The 17453-nt window shown below is 51.3% G+C and carries 12 protein-coding genes and 1 pseudogene; 8 read left to right on the top strand and 5 right to left on the bottom strand.

Features of this window, described 5'->3' with window-relative positions; all coding sequences use genetic code 11:
* Positions 1-31: 31 nt before the first annotated feature.
* On the bottom strand, positions 32-856 hold the full coding sequence (locus AC2T28_RS19440) for a tyrosine-type recombinase/integrase (RefSeq protein WP_486750306.1): 825 nt from the start codon (positions 854-856) through the stop codon (positions 32-34).
* Between the two features lie 678 nt (positions 857-1534).
* On the opposite strand from AC2T28_RS19440, the gene AC2T28_RS19435 reads away from it, so the two are divergent.
* Positions 1535-4243, top strand: coding sequence for a hybrid sensor histidine kinase/response regulator (locus AC2T28_RS19435; RefSeq protein WP_486750305.1), 2709 nt, complete (start codon positions 1535-1537; stop codon positions 4241-4243).
* A gap of 49 nt (positions 4244-4292) precedes the next feature.
* On the opposite strand, the gene AC2T28_RS19430 is transcribed toward AC2T28_RS19435, so the two are convergent.
* The 3 genes from AC2T28_RS19430 to AC2T28_RS19420 all read right to left on the bottom strand — a co-directional run bounded on the left by AC2T28_RS19430 (position 4293) and on the right by AC2T28_RS19420 (position 10536).
* On the bottom strand, positions 4293-5045 hold the full coding sequence (locus AC2T28_RS19430) for a substrate-binding periplasmic protein (protein WP_486750304.1): 753 nt from the start codon (positions 5043-5045) through the stop codon (positions 4293-4295).
* Positions 5046-5515: 470 nt separating this feature from the next.
* The gene (locus tag AC2T28_RS19425; protein ID WP_486750303.1) at positions 5516-9340 is read right to left on the bottom strand and encodes an autotransporter outer membrane beta-barrel domain-containing protein; all 3825 of its coding nucleotides are present in this window, start codon (positions 9338-9340) and stop codon (positions 5516-5518) included.
* Between the two features lie 128 nt (positions 9341-9468).
* The gene (locus tag AC2T28_RS19420) at positions 9469-10536 is read right to left on the bottom strand and encodes a TIGR03032 family protein (protein ID WP_486750302.1); all 1068 of its coding nucleotides are present in this window, start codon (positions 10534-10536) and stop codon (positions 9469-9471) included.
* A gap of 796 nt (positions 10537-11332) precedes the next feature.
* On the opposite strand from AC2T28_RS19420, the gene AC2T28_RS19415 reads away from it, so the two are divergent.
* The 7 genes and pseudogenes from AC2T28_RS19415 to AC2T28_RS19385 all read left to right on the top strand — a co-directional run bounded on the left by AC2T28_RS19415 (position 11333) and on the right by AC2T28_RS19385 (position 16307).
* Positions 11333-12379, top strand: coding sequence for a sensor histidine kinase (locus AC2T28_RS19415; RefSeq protein ID WP_486750301.1), 1047 nt, complete (start codon positions 11333-11335; stop codon positions 12377-12379).
* Positions 12283-12567 (top strand): annotated as a pseudogene (locus AC2T28_RS19410) (ATP-binding protein); the annotation flags it as partial. The gene AC2T28_RS19415 and the pseudogene AC2T28_RS19410, both read left to right, overlap by 97 nt.
* Positions 12556-13521, top strand: coding sequence for a response regulator (locus tag AC2T28_RS19405; protein ID WP_486750313.1), 966 nt, complete (start codon positions 12556-12558; stop codon positions 13519-13521). The pseudogene AC2T28_RS19410 and the gene AC2T28_RS19405, both read left to right, overlap by 12 nt.
* A 124-nt stretch (positions 13522-13645) precedes the next feature.
* A complete protein-coding gene (locus tag AC2T28_RS19400; RefSeq protein ID WP_486750300.1) occupies positions 13646-14146 on the top strand; it encodes a molybdopterin-dependent oxidoreductase in 501 nt (166 codons plus the stop codon).
* Entirely contained in the window at positions 14107-14568 is a 462-nt protein-coding gene (locus tag AC2T28_RS19395; protein ID WP_486750299.1) for a hypothetical protein, read from the top strand. Before AC2T28_RS19400 ends, AC2T28_RS19395 begins: the two co-directional genes overlap by 40 nt.
* 132 nt (positions 14569-14700) lie before the next feature.
* Positions 14701-14922, top strand: a complete 222-nt coding sequence (locus AC2T28_RS19390; RefSeq protein WP_486750298.1) for a histidine kinase dimerization/phospho-acceptor domain-containing protein — start codon at positions 14701-14703, stop codon at positions 14920-14922.
* Between the two features lie 5 nt (positions 14923-14927).
* Positions 14928-16307 (top strand): ATP-binding protein, encoded by a 1380-nt coding sequence (locus tag AC2T28_RS19385; protein ID WP_486750297.1) that lies wholly within the window; start codon positions 14928-14930, stop codon positions 16305-16307.
* A gap of 145 nt (positions 16308-16452) precedes the next feature.
* Here the strand turns inward: AC2T28_RS19385 and AC2T28_RS19380 are convergent, their stop codons facing one another.
* Positions 16453-17391 (bottom strand): LysR family transcriptional regulator, encoded by a 939-nt coding sequence (locus AC2T28_RS19380; protein ID WP_486750296.1) that lies wholly within the window; start codon positions 17389-17391, stop codon positions 16453-16455.
* Positions 17392-17453: the final 62 nt, after the last annotated feature.

Raw genomic sequence — 17453 nt, 5'->3', positions numbered from 1 at the left:
ATCAAACCAACCAGATGAGCCAAACTTTCTCTTAGTTTAGGCTGCCTTTGGACCCAAAAACTCTGCCGACGCACAGACTGTCGCTGGCGTGAAGCTCGATTTCGTCCCACATCGCGCCGCGCACCTCGCCTGAACGAGCGGCGGTTAGAATGGCAAATTCCAATGCCAGTTTGGCGGATGTCCATGCGCGTGTAACCCTAATCCTCGAAATAGCGTCGGCCACCTCGGAATAGTGTAGAGCCCGGTTTTGCTTTTTCTGAACTTCCAGCTTGGGTAGGGCCAGAGCACCGCCAGTTGCTGGATTGTCGGCTCGCAAGCCCTCAGCCACCGACCATTTGAATACTGCGTAAATTCGATGCTGCACTTTCATTGACAAGTTTGGCACCTTTGCCCGGCAAACGAGCACCGCACGGCGTATTTCAGCCGGAGTTATGTCGGCCACATATGTTCGTCCGAAACTGGGGAAAGCATAGGTGTTCAGACTGGACAGAAAAGCCTTCGGCTCCTTCGGACTTTTCCAGGTTGGGGTCAATTCTTCACAAGCCATGTTTGCGGCCTCTGCGAAGGTGATACGCTTTCTAGATTCGGCCCGCGCTTTGTGTTTTTCGACTAAAGGGTCCTGTCCGGCTCGCGCAGCCCGCTTATTGTCAAGCGCCTGCTCGCGGGCTTCTGCCAACGTGACGATTGGAAACCCGCCTAAACCCAAGTCTCGCCGCTTTCCGTTGATTGTTAGGCGCTGCACCCAATAGCGCGCTCCGGTATTGGCCACCCACAACAGCAAGCCTAGCCCTCCGCCATCCGAGTATTTTCCCGGACCCAGGTTCTCTACGGTTTTTACTGTCAGGGGCTTTCCCATAGTGCATCACCTAATTTTCGCCAACGATGGGCTTCCCACGCTACTTCCCACAAGAAAAGTGGGAAGGCAGTAGAACATGTTGGAACATCCTGGAGCGAGAGCAGTAGGAAATCTCCAATATCGCAATGTATTGTAGGTATTTGTCGGTAAGCACTAGACTTCAACATGGCTGGTACCACCCCAGCCAGTAATTCCCAACATGATGTAGCAGCCTGATTGCAGGCCTTTGTGGCTCAGAATGCCCCTGTTTATGCCCCTCGCATGGATGGTGTGGTTCGGTGTAATAGGGGCTCTCAGTAGCCTGTGTCGGCGCTTTGCTGCTTATCCCGCAGCTTTCTTGATTGGCTGTAAGAAAGCCCCTATCATAACGGTTGAGACTGGTTGCCAAGGCAGCCATTTACGATCTCTGCAGGTGGAGGGCGAGAATGCGCCTACAATTCTCTCTGACCGCACTAACATCGGCCCAACCACTTCTTGTTTGCCCTGCTTTTGCTAAGACTATCATATTAACACCTTCTGACAGCCCACCTAATGTGTGTTACGCCTTATCGAGGGCGTACTGCGCAAAAGAAGGTGAAGTGAGCGGCAGAGGGCAAGTACCGAAAGTATCGCAACCGCTCAGCGCAATTGGTGGGGTGGTCAAACGCTGCAATCCTGCCGGGTTCTGTTGAATTGGTTATGAAAAGCTCGTTGCCACAAAGAATAACCAACAGTCTGTCTTTTAAACAGGCCCGCGCTGCGGTCATTACTGGCTTCATCTTAGGAATTGGATTTAGCTTCATCCAGATCATGATCGATATGCGCAACGAGATTGAGCAGATCGACAAAACATTTGATCAATCTCTTAGGGCTTTTGAAGAGACTGCGTTTCAGGCCGCGTTTGCACTGGACCGCGAACTTGCCAGAACAGTTGTAAATGGCTTGTTCCAACAGTCAGCAATCGTTGAGGCCGTGATCGTTGATAGCTATGGCGATGTGATGTTTTCCAGGAGTCGACCCTCGCAAGAGAAGTCACTTTCTTGGTTGGCCAACGGCCTATTTGGCGACGCAAAATCATATCATGCACAACTTACAGACCCGAAATCAGGCTTCCACGCCGGTGACTTGAGTATCCGGGTCGATACAAATGTGATTGCCAAAGCATTTTTTCGTCGTTCGGGTTTGATCCTGAGTTTTGGAATTTTGAGGAATGTTTCCTTAGCAATAATTCTTACTGTTTTGTTCCACAAGATGTTGACCAGACCGCTTAGGATGCTCTCCCGGTTGATCCGAGAAGGCGCACAGGAACTCCCTGTGTCTTCCGCTCATCAGGACGATGAGCTGGGCGCAATAGCCACCGAATACAATCAACTTTCAAAAAGTCATTCGCAAGCTATCGAGCAGCTAAAACTGGAGGAAGCTCGATTTCGTCGACTTTTTGAAAATAGTGAAGTGTCCCTTTCAAATGCCGACTATTCCGAAGTGTACGATATCCTGGCCAAGCTGCGGCAAAGTGGCGTGACAGACCTTCGTCGTTATCTCGACAGCAATGAGCATGTTACTTTAGAGATTTTTGCAACGATCAACATTCTGAGTGCCAATAGGGCGACTCTACGGCTGTTTGGAGCCTCCTCGGAAAATCAGCTTTTTCGGAAGGCGCACAACACCCTGGGTCCTCTATCAATTGAAATGTTCAAAGATCAGCTATGTGCGATTTGGGAAAAGCGAAGCATTTACAGGGCTGAAACTACCTTTCAAACGCTTACAGGTGTTGAAATTGTCGGTGTGATTTCATTGCCCATTCCGGAAACCGAAGAGGGTTTCCGCAGTATCCCAGTCAGTATTTTAGACATTACTGAATTCAAGAAAGCAGAAACTGAGCTGACATTTCGTGGCGAAATCATTGATGGCATGGGCGAAGGTGTACAGGCATCTCGGCTTTCTGATGGGGCTATTGTGTATACGAACGCGATGCATGACGAGATGTTTGGCTATGACAAAGGCGAGCTTATCGGTAAGTTTGTTGGAATGATATATGCGAAGACAGAGAAAGCGCCAGAAGAGATAGCGGCCGATATTCATTCGGGAATTAAGGCGAAAGGCAGCTGGACCGGCGAGGTCCAGAACGTCAAAAAAGACGGCACGGTATTCTGGTGTGAGGTATCAGCGACCAAATTTGACCACCCCATACATGGGGGTTTGTCAGTGGCTGTGCAAACTGATGTAACTGAGAAGAAAATTACCGAAGACAAACTCAGGCAATCCCAACGATTAGAAGCCATCGGGCAATTAACAGGTGGGGTTGCCCATGATTTTAACAATCTTCTTGCTGTGATCATGGGCAACCAAGAACTGCTACGTGATGAAATCACTGATCCGAACCAGTTGAAGTTAATTGATGCTAGCATTGGCGCAACAAAACGGGGCTCGGAGTTGACACGCAGCATGCTGGCGTTTGCCCGGCAATCGAGATTGGCACCTGAAAGCACGAACTTGAACACTCTTGTTCAGGACACCAAGAATTGGATCCACCGCGTGCTTCCTGATCATATCGAATTTGTTGCATCTCTGAATTCTAATCTATGGGACGTTGAAATTGACCGGAGTGCGGCAGAGAGTGCTGTGTTGAATTTGATAGTGAATGCTCGGGATGCCATGCCCGAAGGAGGAACGCTGAGCGTTGCAACCACCAATGTGGAACTCGACGGGTCATCTGCAGAAGTCTGCTCTGGAGAACTGCGTCCGGGACGATATGTGACGGTTCAAGTCGCTGATACGGGACATGGCATCAACAATGAAAGCCTCTCGAAAATATTTGAACCCTTTTTCACAACCAAACCTGCCGGGTTGGGGTCGGGCCTAGGACTATCAATGATACAAGGATTTATGCGGCAATCCGGCGGCACAGTTCAGGTGGTGTCTGAACTCAACAAAGGGACAGTATTCACCCTCTATTTCAGTGCTGGGAGCGAGGTGGCTTCAAAAACAAAGAAAAAACCAATGCCAGAAATGGTTTCGGCAACGCCAGGGGCCCGCATCATGGTTGTCGAAGATAATCCGGATGTCTTGGATGTCATTACGATGATCCTACGGCGCTCCGGTTACACAGTATCGACCGCAGTGACTGGCGATGTGGCCAAAGCCCAACTTTCAACCAAGTCTGAATATGATTTGCTGATCACGGATATGGTCATGCCCGGGGAGACACAGGGCTCTGACTTAATACGCCATGCAGCTGAGGTACTTCCGGAGTTGCCAGTGATAATGATGTCAGGATATGCCGAGGGTGATAGTCCACACCATCAACGCTCTCATTTGGCTGGACGCCAGTCCTTTCATTTGACCAAGCCAGTACGACGTCGTGACCTACTTTCAGTCATCGAAACGGCTCTGCAGCGCTCAGATTAGCAGACCCTCCTCTTAGAGGGGCCAATCAGCTGGATTTACATAGCGCTGATTATTTCTGCACGCTAAAGGTGTCAGAGATATAGCGCGTGATGAATGCGTCAAAAGCCCCTTCATCTCTAAGTGAATCCGTCGCTTGTTGGAGTTTCATGATGGTTTCGTCAGGCAATTGCCCCTTGGCACATTGCAGCCACATCTGCTGGCTCTCATAGGTGAAAATATCACCAATGTCCTTTCGGCTCAGTCCCTTATCTGTCAATAGAAACAAGGCACTTAGCGCAGTTCCAGCAACCGCGTCGATACGACCGGCTTCCAGCATATTTACACCTTGCTTGGTGTCATTTGTAAAGACAAGCTCAATTTTCGGATCAGATGCGATGGTAGAGCCTTCAAAGCTTCCCCTTGGCAGGCCTAGACGATATTCGTGTAGGTCTTCGACACGCGCAATTTTCAATCCCGGCCGGGTAATGATGACTGTGTCAAACCTGTCCAATATTTTGGCCACTGGAATATAGCTCTCTTTGCTTACAGGCGTTAAGAGAAAGACACCACAGTCAGAAACATTGTGTTCAAGGTTCTTTATCACGCGTGTGATTGGAAGATTGCTGTTGGAATGCGAAAGCTCTGCCCGCTCTGCGATGGCTGTATTGATGTCAACAATAAGGCCAAGGCGCCCATCGGGATCATCGTGAAGCGCGTAAGGGGCGTAATCAATAGTGGCAAAACGCACCGGTTCGGCAAAAGCTGGACAAACAGAAAGCAGCAATGCCAACGATAGTGCGGTCAGAGAGAATTTTGGATGCATTTTCGTCCTCCACTTGCTGAGACCGTAAAAGGCTGGCCTGACGACCAGTTTGAAATGTCATGATAGGGCTTTCTAATGGCCAATCAAGAAAGCTGCGGGATAAGCAGCAAAGCGCCAACACAGGCCACGTGAGAGCACTCGTACCCCCCTCCTGGAATGCATTTCTGGGGTATTCTGGGGCTCAGAGGGCCAGCAATCTGGCTGTTACATCATAGCAGGAAGTACTGGCTGGGGTATAGGAGACCTTGCCGATCGATGAAAACCATGGATTTTTCACCATGGGTGACCAGAACTGCAGCGGTTATTGGGGCCTTTCTGTCTCTCTACCCCCAGTACTGACTGCAGAACTCAGGCGAACCCGTGGCCCAGCCCTACAGCGGCACGAATTCTCTACCCTGAGCGAGGGTGAACTGCCGCTGTTTTATGTCACCGTACTTGGATTGGAAGAGTTCGACCGAGTAGCGAGAGCTCTAGAATCGGATGTCCAGACCTGCCTTTACACTAGACGACGTGTTTTGACCAAAGTCATCCAGTCCAGAGCCCGCCGTTACAGTGCCAAAAATGCGAGATTGGCCATCGTTCCAAGAGTATGCCGCACCAAGGCCAATTTCAGCACTGAAATCTTCGCGGGCGCTCTGCAAAGAAGCCGAAGACACATCAACCGAGGTCCCCGTGGACGCATTGGAGTAGAGGTTGAATACACCAAAAATGTGAGACAGTCCTGCGCCCCTTTTTCCAGTGTCATGGGCCTGTTCGCGATCCACGGTGAACCCGAAGCGAGCCGTTGTTGCGGAGCCATCTGTCAATGAAACTGTGGTCCCGGTTGTTGCCGTGAACTGGTCAAACCGAACCGAGGCGTAAGTTACCTGTGCCTGAGGTGTGATTGCCCAATGATCATCAAGTTTGATCCGCTGACCAATTTCGACGCTTGAGCTATAACCACGCCCTTGATTGTCCTCGACAATGGTCCCTGAATATACGCTGGATAAGTCTGATTTGAACCGGTTCGCTTCAAACTGCCAATCAAAGTAGAAACCTCCATCACCAATCCACGAGGTCGAAAACCCAGCGCCCAGTCCGGTTGTATCAATTGAACCATTACCGGCAGTCGAAGTAACCTCAGCTCTGGCTGTCCCGTAATGCGCTGCAAATCCAAACACCCACCAGCCATTGCCATTGCGATAGGCCGGGGATTTGAAACCGCTTCGCAGGTTCCAATTGTCTAGCGCGTAGCTGGACTGAGTTGTGGATGTCGACGATCCGACCTGAGAATGCGAGGCATCGGTGATTACCCAGCCATATTGTGGCGAGGGCCTGCCGTGGCCAGACCCTACGCCGGGGTCAGAAACAGCCCCTTTGGATACCTTCGCCCAAGGGTCATTACCAAAGCGGTCCCGGAAGGTTAGCGGTTTAGTGAAAGACAACAGGGTCTGGGGATAGCTCTCATAGGCTGACGTGTTGGGATTATAGCCCGTATTGCGCAGATACCAATCGCTGTTGGTCTGCTCGAGCCCAAAGGTAAAGGCTCCTGATATCGTTGTGCCAAGATCAAAATCCGTTGCAGCCGAACTGCCGCCCACGTCGACCAACAGGATATCGGTCGCGTTGCCGTCCGAGGCAAACCCATTCAGGCTGATGGTGGTGGTCCCACCGGTTACATCACCATCAACAACAACAACGTCAGCGGTTTGGCTGGCCTGATCCACATCCAGTTCCAGCCCCCCATCGCCTGTGTAATCGCCACCAACTGTAAAAGTGTCACCGGTGATGCCATCGGCAAGGGACATAACACCATTATTGCTGGTGTTTCCACTCACAGAGAAACTGCCCGTGCCGCCTCCAGCGCCGGAAAACGTGCCGCCTGAAGAGATATCCATATTTCCGGTCAAAGCAAAAGAGCTGCCGCCAGACAGGGTTCCGCCGTTGGTAATGTAAAGGCCACTACCGCTATCTGACCCGGTGTTAAGCGCGTTGTCAGCAAAGCTAACAACACCGCCCGAAATCGATACAGCCTCCCAATTAAGCAAGTTCGCGCCCGTCAGGATGTGCGTCCCTTCAAGATACAACTGGTCAACGAAGCCATCGCCCGTTCCAGCGTCATCACCGCCATCCAAAACGGTTGCTGGATCTGAAATATCTGCTCCGTCTGCCAAAAAGATCGTATCGCTTCCATCGCCCAGGCTGACAGCCCCAATCACAGTGGCACCTGAATTGATATTCAGGCTCAGATCGCCACTGTCATTGCTGATTGCAGAGCCCGATGTCGCACGGACATCGGCTCCGGAGTTCAGCGTTACAACAGTTGAGCTGCTTGAAGCTGTGCTGATACTAATACCAGCGCCGCTGCCGCCCTGCACGGTACCATCAACAGTGATGGTGGTTGAACCGGTGCCAAGGTTGCGTGCATCAATGCCATCGACATCGCCGGAAACATTATTGGCGATGACGGTTAAATTGGTACCTGACGCGCTGTTCGTAGCATAGATGCCATCCACAGTTTGACTGGTGACACTGCCGTTACTTGTTACCGACAGTGTTCCAGAGCCGTGGTTCTGCGCTTGAATGCCGGATTGGTAGCCAGAGACATCACCCTCTGCGACAACCGTTAACGAGGTGCCTGCGGCACTGTTATAGACATCGATACCTTCGTCAGCTGCACCGGTGACTGTGCCGGTCGTCGTGACCGAAGCAGAGCCCGTGCCATAGTTATTTGCCGATATCCCGTCATCGCCGCCTTGGACCGTATTGGCGGTGATGGTCAGGTTGGTGGTGCCAGCTTGATTATCGGCCTGGATCCCATCACCGGCGACGCCCGTTGACGTTCCGTTTGCGGTGATGGTCAGTGAACCGCCGAGGTTATTCACGTCGATACCGTTGATCGCTCCGCTGGTGGTCGTGCCCGCAGCCTGGGTAATCACCATAGAGGACGTGGTGTCATTTGCACTGTTATAAGCGCTGATGCCGTCGTTGGCTTGACTGGTTACATCACCGTTAGCCGTTATCGACAGGCCAGCAGTTCCCAAGTTCACGGCCTGAATTCCGGCCTGGTAGCCAGACACGTTGTCGCCAGCGACAATCGTCAACGAAGTTCCGTTGGCGCTGTTGTAAACGTCGAGACCTTCGTCCGTATCGCCAGTTGCTGTGCCCGTGGTCGTGACCGAAATTGCGCCAGAGCCATAGTTGTTAGCAGAGATACCGTCATCGCCACCCTGAGTGACATTTGAGTTGATCGTCAGATTGGTACCAAGGTTGTCTGCGTGGATGCCATCGCCATTTGTACCATCCGAGGTGCCATAGGCGTTGATCGTTAAAGACCCGCCCAGGTTATTGGCGTGGATGCCGTGACCCAGACCACTTGTGGTGGTCCCTGCAGATTGTGTGATTACCATAGATGACGTGGTGTCATTGGCACTGTTATAGGCAAAAATACCGTCTTCACCATTCCCTGTCACATCGCCGGTCGTCGTGATCGTTAGTCCAGAAGTGCCCTGGTTAATTGCATAAATACCGTGATCCGCACCTGTTACATCGGTCGTCTCAATCGTCAGACTTGTGCCAAAGTTTATGGCTCCAATACCATCAGAGTCGCCCCCCTCAACCAGGCCCGCCGATGTAATGGACAGGGCTCCGCTGCCGTAATTGATACCGTAGATCCCGTGATGCCCACCTGACACTTCGGCTACGTTGATCGTCAGTGCCGTAGGCGTGGCACCGGGGCCTTCCCCAGCCCCATTCACGGCAACAATGCCATCAGAATTGACGCCGGTCACAGTCCCGGTCGAAGTAAGGGAAAGTGCACCCGACCCAGCGTTCCCCGCATAGATCCCAACGTCTCCGCCGGTTACGTCAACGGCGTTGATCGCCAGATCTGACCCGTAGTTAGAAGCATCAATACCGGCAGAGCTTTGCCCCGTGACAGACCCTGTTGTGGTAATCGTCAGGCTGTTTCCGAAATTGGTTGCATAAACGCCGTTGTCTGCCCCCGTGATGGTCGAGACATTGTCATCCACAAGCGTCAGACCGCCATAGCCATATAGGGTCATTGCGTCGCCCGATGCGGTTTCCACACCGAAATCACTCTGTGTGGTCACCTCAAGCGGGCCCCCTCCCAGACTTTGGGTGACATCTGCGCCAGCGGCACCGGAACAGGAATAAACACCTGGCGCGGATGCCGTGCAGTCACCCGCGTAAGATTTCCGTGCCCCATAGCCACCAAGAAAGACAGTGGCGAGTGCCGTTGTAACGGCAAGACGCCCGGACAACGAATTGCGCTGCGCACGAATAAACTGGCTCACTGAAAATCACCTGCAATATTGAAATCACCCATCGAAATTCGAAGTATTAACGAAACGTTAACGGCACAAGTGTCATTTCAAAGCCTGGTTAAAAGCGGACTGGTGTCTGGTAGTTGAGCCACAGTTTTCTAGTGCTGGAAGGTCACAAGATTGGCCGCTTCAGCGGACTGTGGTGGCACCGCCATTGGGCATGTATAGCCTTCGATCAATTCCAGATCGTATAGTTCACCGACGCTGCCATCAATGCGCAGCCAATCAACGCAGGTATTTGTTTTTAAATCGATAATCTGAACACCACACCAAGCATCTGAATCCGCATCCTTCAGCTTTTTGTCTAGGGCCAGCCCCTCAAATCGTTTGTAACGCGGCTTGGACAACCCGACAAAAGCATAGTCGCCGTGAAATGCCAGCCCCCGCAAGAAACCCGGGCAGAACACTCTCGGCTCAAAACGCCCTTTCCCCTGCGCATCTAACGCTACAATCCCGAGTTCTCCGGTGCCGGAATTCAACACCCAAAGCTGGCCATTGTGCAGCCGCGGAGAATGCGGCATCGACAGGCCCTCACATATGATCTCATTTTTCTCAACATCTATGAGGATGCCGCCATCCGCACGCCGGTCGCGCCAACCATCAATTGTATTTGATCGTGACACCGCCGTAACATAGCGCGGCTTACCGTTCTGCATAGCAAGCCCATTCAAGTGGCATCGATCTTCGTCGACCAGTGCCGAAATGAAAGGAGGCTTCCAGAGCATTTCAAAACTATGACGCGACGATGTGGTGGCAATGCAGTTGAAGCGGGTATTGATGAATACGGGCTTTCCATCCACACCTATGCCAACATCGTGGGCATCCAGATTGCCGGTCACATGCACCATGCGTGGTACATAGCAGGCATCAAACCTGTGATTGATTTGTTGATCACGCTCTAGCACATTTTCAAACCGCATGATTTGAAAGCCACCCGTCAGAGTTAACCCGCCACTTTCATCTAGGCAGAGCCCCATTGGCTTGGCCATCGCAGATTGATGAATATTGATACCACCCTGCGCATTTTGGCCAACAAAATACAAAAGCCCGGATTGGTATGACGTAACTGCGACTGAAATGCCCAAATTCGCCAGCCGCGCCGCCAATCCGTTGGACACAGAATATTCCACGGGATGGTCTGCTTTTTGTTCCTGTTGGTTGGTCATCCAGTTTCTCCAGATCTTGGCGCAGAAGGCTTTCGGTGCAAGCTGCTGAAATCCAACAGAAAGTTTGCTATCTTTAATTCTCTAGGGCTCATTTTTTGGAGACTACCACTCATTCATGCGGCATTAAAACTGAGAAGTTCCAAGCATCTATACAAAGAAACCATCATGGAGGTGTATAGATATTTACTTCCTTCCCACTGCTTGTAGCGGGCGGTTTAGCCCTTCAATGCGCTTTGAACTTGGGGCTCACCAAACGCTTTGCCTTTGAGGTCACTGTCCCCTCAGTCCTCGCTGCGGCCCTCAGTGTGCTCCGATTAATTGCCTGCCTCTGGGCCTGTTCGGAGGTGTCGCCCCATATTTACCCAAAAGACCCCACATGCTTGTTCAAACTGTGCGGCCCCGTCGGCAGAGTTTTCAGAACGCTTGGGGGGGATCTTAACGGCGTCTCTGGTTCGTTTCTGCTTGAGGCTAGGGTCCGCGTCTTGGGTCAAAGAACGCCGCTAACCTAAACGCTACCCTGTATCACCTATGTCAGAGTTTTGGCTGATCAATCAGTGTAGCACGGTTGCCATTGGTAAAAACCACTCCAGATTTATCAAACAGAGCAACAATGATAGGTGCCGAAATCCGACGCACACACCGCACCGGAAACCACCATAGAGCGTCAAAATGGCCCGATGAATGGCTTCTCGTGATGAGAAATCAAGGGACGTCCAAACGTGAAGAAAAAGAACAAAACCGTCGCATTTGACCTCAGTACTAAGTCGGCTGGGGTGCGGGTTTTTCGCCTATTCGCATGGTTGGCGTTCTGCTAGCCGGGCTGATTTTGGTTGGCCTCTACATGGCTTACAGTTTTGTCGATGAATCGCGAAGCAACGAAGGTCCGCAATCAAATGTGCGATCCGTTGACGCGTTGCGGACTAATCTCAAGCTCGTCCAGTCTTATGACCGCGCATTGCAAACGTTTCGCGATGCGGTGCTGCACCAAGACTCGGCACTGTTTGACGAATCCGAGCGCTTGTTTGGCGCAGCGAAGAATTTTGCCCACAGCCACTATATATATTTGCCTGCCTTTCGCACTGATGTGCCGCCCGTTTTGGAAAACTCGATCGACATCATCCGTAGTGCTGGGTTGAGCCCTAGTTCCGAACAGTTGGCGCAACTAAGTGCGATGCAATTGCAGCTTTACCGAATAAGTGACGGTTTCGATCAAACCATTTACAACGATGTTGTGATGGAGTTTGCGGAGTCTCGAACTGAAACTCGGCACAATGTCGATAGCCAGAAAATTGCGATCACCACGTTAGGCATTGCTATTGTTCTGGCCGGGCTGGTTTTGATCCTGCTGCGTTCAGAACAGGTCCATACTCGCAAAAGGTTGCAGGCTGAGAACGCCAGTAAAGCCAAATCCGATTTTCTGGCCAATATGAGCCATGAAATTCGCACCCCGATGAATGGTGTGATTGGCTTGGTTGAAATCCTTGAACAATCAGGAATGACCGACGATCAACGCCGCATGCTGGATACGATCAAAGATTCTTCGTTCTATCTGCTGCAGGTGCTGGATGATGTATTGGATGCCTCAAAAATTGAGGCCGACAAAATTAAAATCGAAAAATTGACTTTCCCTTGCTGGAAACGATTGAAAAGTCGGTGGAAACGTTGGCGATCCAACCACAAGAAGCCAACATCAATCTGCAGACCTACCCCAATCACAACCTGCCCGACCGCATTTATGGTGACCCGGTGCGGTTGCGCCAGATTGTCACCAACCGTTTGCCCAACGCGATCAAATTTTCCAAGCGCGACGATGGAGAAAAAGGTGATGTTGAGCTGGAGCTAACCAGACGGACCAACAGCAGCACCTTAACCATCAGTGTGCAGGACAACGGTATCGGTATGACACAGGACACGCTGAAGCAGGTGTTTTTACCGTTCTAACAGGGGGATTTCACCAGCACTCGGCGTTTTGGAGGCACCGGCCTTGGTTTGGTGATCACACGCAATCTGGTGGAGCTGATGGGCGGCGAATTGGTGGTCGACAGCACACCAGGCACTGGATCAAAATTCACCGTGCTTTTGCCCATCAAGGAAGCTCCGGTTAGAACCGCTCGGGCGGATTTTTCCAGCGCCGACCTGACAATTTACGTGGATCTCCAAGGCTTTCATGACAAATATCCGCATTATTATTCCTCACGCGGGGCCAATGCGACCTTTCCAAAATCCGAAGAGGAATTGTTTGAAAGGGCAAATGCCGCTGATAAAAACTCTGTGCTGATCATTGGTTATCGCACACATGAGCAAAACCTGATTGCGGTAGAGAAGCTGCGAGAGATGAACCCAACGGTCAAACTTGTGATCATGGACCCGCAGCGCGAATCGCCCAAAGGGCTGGTAAGCAAAGATATTTACATCTCGTATCGTCTGCCAGCGCATCACAGCGACGTTTTGCGCGGCGTGTCGATCCTGCTAGGTTTGGCGGGCGGTGCGGCGCAAATGGTTGAAATAACTACGCTTTCCGAGCGGGCCGCGGCTCCAGGCCAAGACCCGCTTGGTGCGAACCTGCTGGATGAGCAGTCGCAGCCAATGGTTCTGATTATCGACGACAATCCGCTAAACTTGGCGGTTATGCACAGGCAAATGAAACTTCTGGGCTTTCCTTTTGAAACGGCTACCAATGGAGCCGAAGGTTTTGCCAAGTGGCGTACTCGAAAATTTGCCATGGTGCTCACTGATTGCCAGATGCCCGAAATGGACGACTTAGAGCTAAGCCAGAAAATTAGGTCTTTCGAAACCGCACAACTGCTGCCTGCCACCCCGATCATTGCCATTTCCGCCAGCGCTGTGTCGGAAGAGGCTGAACGTTGCCGCCAGGCAGGCATGAATGACTATCAGTCTAAGCCGCTGCAGCTGAAAGAGCTGGAACAAACCATCATCAAATGGCGTGACAAGGCACCTTCGAATCCACCCGCTCTTCCGGTTTAACAAGAACAGTGCAACTCCCCTCGTGGCCAACAAGGCCAGCCACGTAAACCTTCGACGCTCTCAATGCTCGAACCAGTAACGCAGAGGAACAGATCAACACACCATGTAAATAGGAGGTAGAATAATGTTGAACTTTCTTCGAACAACCACTGTAGGTGCGGTTTTGGTCTTTGGCCTTCTGGCAGGAGCGCCCACAAGTGCTGAGGATAGCAATCAGAAAATCCGACTCTCGGGCGCAGTCGCGGTTGAACAAAAATCGCGTGTTACCATAGCGGATATCGAGAAAATCGGCGTGGTCGAGCTGGACGCCTTTACGCCGCAGAACGAGACCATACACAAGTATTCCGGCGTGTGGCTGGAAGATCTGGTCACGCAATTTGCCGAACCCGGCATCACCGAAGTGACGCTAACGGCAATCGACGATTATCAAATCACCTTTCCGAAAGAGCATTGGGACAAAATCCGGATTTTGCTCGCCACACAGATGGATGGCGAACATATCGGGTTTGATCAAAAAGGCCCGATGCGGGTGATATTCCCGGATTTTGACCCAGAACACGGTACCGAAAGGGATGCGCGACCAAGATGGATCTGGATGATCACAAAAATCGACTTCAAAAAGTAGCGGCTCTTTCCCCAGCGCGACTGTTTGCGGTTATCTTAACTGGCATGCTCATTGTCGGATCCTATGCCTATTATGCCTATCGATCCGAGTTGCGTACGCAGGAGAATGCCGAAGCCACGATCGACGCGATCATTCATATGCGCACAAATTTTAAAGTCTCGCAGATGACGTCGCGGGCAGCTGAGAGCTATCGCTTTGCTCTTGGTAGCCAATCAGAAGACCTTGTCTATGACACATTGGATATGCTGGAGGCCGCGGTTGGCTTTACACTCGGCCCTGATGAACACATTCAAAAATTGGCGGAATTTCAACAGCCTTTGCTGCAGCGCGCCATTGAAATCGTGGAATCTGCGGGATTATCGCCCACTGAAGAGCAATCGAGCGAACTAAACGATGTGTTCACAACCATTTTTCGACAATAGAACAATTATGAACAAGAGGTCTATCAAGCGATAGAAACACAGTTTTACTACTTCCGCATTGAAAACGCCCAATATGAGGCGCAACAGAAAATCATTTTTGCGACGCTCGCCATAGCGATGCTGGTGGCGGGCTTGATTGCGACGTTTCTGCGCTCTGGACAGTTGCATTTTGACAAACGCCTAGAGGCCGAACAAGCAAGCGAAGCAAAATCGGCATTTCTAGCGAACATAAGCCACGAAATCCGCACTCCTTTAAACGGTGTCATTGGCATGATTGAGGTATTGGGCAAAACCGGGCTGAAAGAAGACCAAAGCCAGTACGCGACTCATCGCTATTTCTATTGCGGGTTTTGAACGACGTGCTGGACGCCTCGAAGATCGAAGCGGGTAAAATTCAGTTGGAACGTATTCCTTTTCCATTGCTGGATATCGTGGAGAAATCTGCAGAAACCTTGGTAACATCGTTGCAGGAATATGATGTGGATCTACATATTTTTCCCAATAGTGACCTGCCTGATTGGATTTATGGCGACCCTGTGCGTTTGCGACAAGTCCTGACCAACCTTTTGTCTAACGCGATCAAGTTTTCCCAAAAGCCTGACGGTACCCAGGGCACTGTCGAGTTGCAGATGGTCATGCTGCAAGATCAATCCAGGCTTCAGTTTAGCGTGGTTGACGATGGTATTGGCATGACAGCCGAAATCATCGAAAAAGTGTTTCTACCTTTTCAACAGGGCGATCACTCCACAACTCGCCGTTACGGTGGCACTGGATTGGGGTTGGTCATTGCCCGAAATCTGATCACTGCGATGGACGGCACTCTAACGGTCAAAAGCGTGCTGAATGAGGGGTCAAAATTTACCGTAGATATTCCCATCGAAGAGGCCCCAGCAGAAATCCCTGCACCGGACCTGCGCGGCGTAAGCTTGGTTATCTTGAACGAGATCACAGGCTTTCATCGCAGCCACCCGCTCCTGTATTCAGCGCGCGGCCTTATAGTTATTGAGGTCGATAGCGAGAAGAAGCTGTTGCAAATGGTGGCCAAAAATCCAGCCCGTGCTGTCTTCCTCGTAGCGCGCGCCACGCATGAAAAAAGCATGAAAACAACAGGGCTGATCCGCGCTATGCAACATGATGCAAAGGTTGTGGTGATGGATCAACGGCGCGACACCGCCAAAGGCTTTACCGACGAATACACCTACATTTCGTTTCGCTTGCCGGCCCATCACAGCGATATTTTCCGGGGCATCGCCAAGCTGTTGGATCCTGCTCAGCAGCACGCCAACTTGCCAAAAATACACGAAAAACCTCTGGTGGTCGCCTCAGAATACAGCCAGCTTCCCATTTTGATCATTGATGATAATCCGCTAAACCTCTCGGTGATGCGGCACCAGATGGAGTTGTTGGGGTATCATTTTGAAACGGCGGTGAACGGCGTCGACGGTTTTGACAAATGGCGCAGCGGGAATTTTGGCATGGTCTTGACCGATTGTCAGATGCCCGAAATGGATGGGTTAGAGATGAGCCGTAAAATTCGCGCTTTTGAGACCGCACAGGTTCTACCGGCCACGCCAATCATAGGGGTCTCTGCCAGCGCATTGGCCGAAGAAGCCGAACGTTGCCGTCAGGCCGGGATGGACGACTATTTGTCCAAACCTTTGCGGCTAAAAGAGTTGGAAAAAACCATTCGAAAATGGCGTGACAGCAAACACAACGAGCCACCTGTGTATCAGGTATAAGTTGCCCTGATCAGACAGGGTTTTGCCAATCAAAGTCTCGTTGCCGCCGAATAGGGGCGTCTAATGCACCAGTGCCGTGCACAGCGGTCTGGAACACAAGGGGCGATGTTAAAAGACTGGGGCAACCCCTTTGGTCAGGACCGGATCATGGCCGCTGGCCGTTATCTGTGGCACCGCCGCACAACTCAGGAAACAGAGACTGACAGAAGGAAATCAAAGGCGTGATAAGTTCATTGACCTCGCGATCTGGACAAGATGCGATCACAATGCGTGTCGGTCCGTAATCCTCAATCAAAGACACCGGCACAACGGATTTTCCCGCATAGGTCTGATTAGATGCAGGTCGCATCGAGAGAATTGAAACACCCAAGCCGTTGGCAACGTAGCTCCGTACCGTTTCAATAGAAGCCGAGCGGCAGGCAATACGAGGTTTGATGCTGTGCTGAGCAAATTGCGCATAATAGAAATCCCGGCTTTGTGGGGCGTCAAAAAGAACGAAGTCTTCGCCATCAATATCGTGAATTGAAACCGCGCCTTGCTCTGCCAATCTGTGCCCTTGCGGAACAATCAGATAGGGGCGCAATTCCGCAAACGGATGCAGGTCAAAAATTCGCGTATCCAGTCCAAGGTCGTAGAGAATTGTGAGATCCAGTTCGTTCTTCTGAAGTGCAGTTGTCAGCTCTTCTTGCAACATCTCGCTGGTGTTCAAGACAATACCGGGTTCTTTGGCCTGATAGCCGCTCAAGATAGGAGCTAGGAAAAAAGGCGCCAATGATTGGAAACACCCCAGGCGCACAGTGCCCTTTCGATGTTGAGAGATGTCATCAATTGCTAGGTCCATTTGATCTGCAAATGCCAAAAGCTGGTCGGCATAGCGTAAAAACTCGCTCCCTTGCGGCGTCAGTTCCATCCCACGCGCATGCAAACGCCGAAACAGGACAAGGCCGGTCATATCCTCGAGCTTTGTGATCGACTGAGCGATGGCAGGTTGCGACACGCCGACAATGTCCGCAGCCGCAGCAATGCCGCCTTTACGAGCGACCGCTTGAAAATAGCTGCATTGCCTTAGTGTTATCCGGGTCATGGTGCTGCTTAAAAGTTTTTCTTATTCAGAAGAGTGATTAATACAGTTTTGCTTATCCCGCA

The sequence above is a fragment of the Parasedimentitalea nitratireducens genome (genome assembly GCF_057444295.1).
The sequence above is the reverse complement of the archived record's forward strand: the minus strand, read 5'-3'. Positions and strand labels throughout refer to the sequence as shown.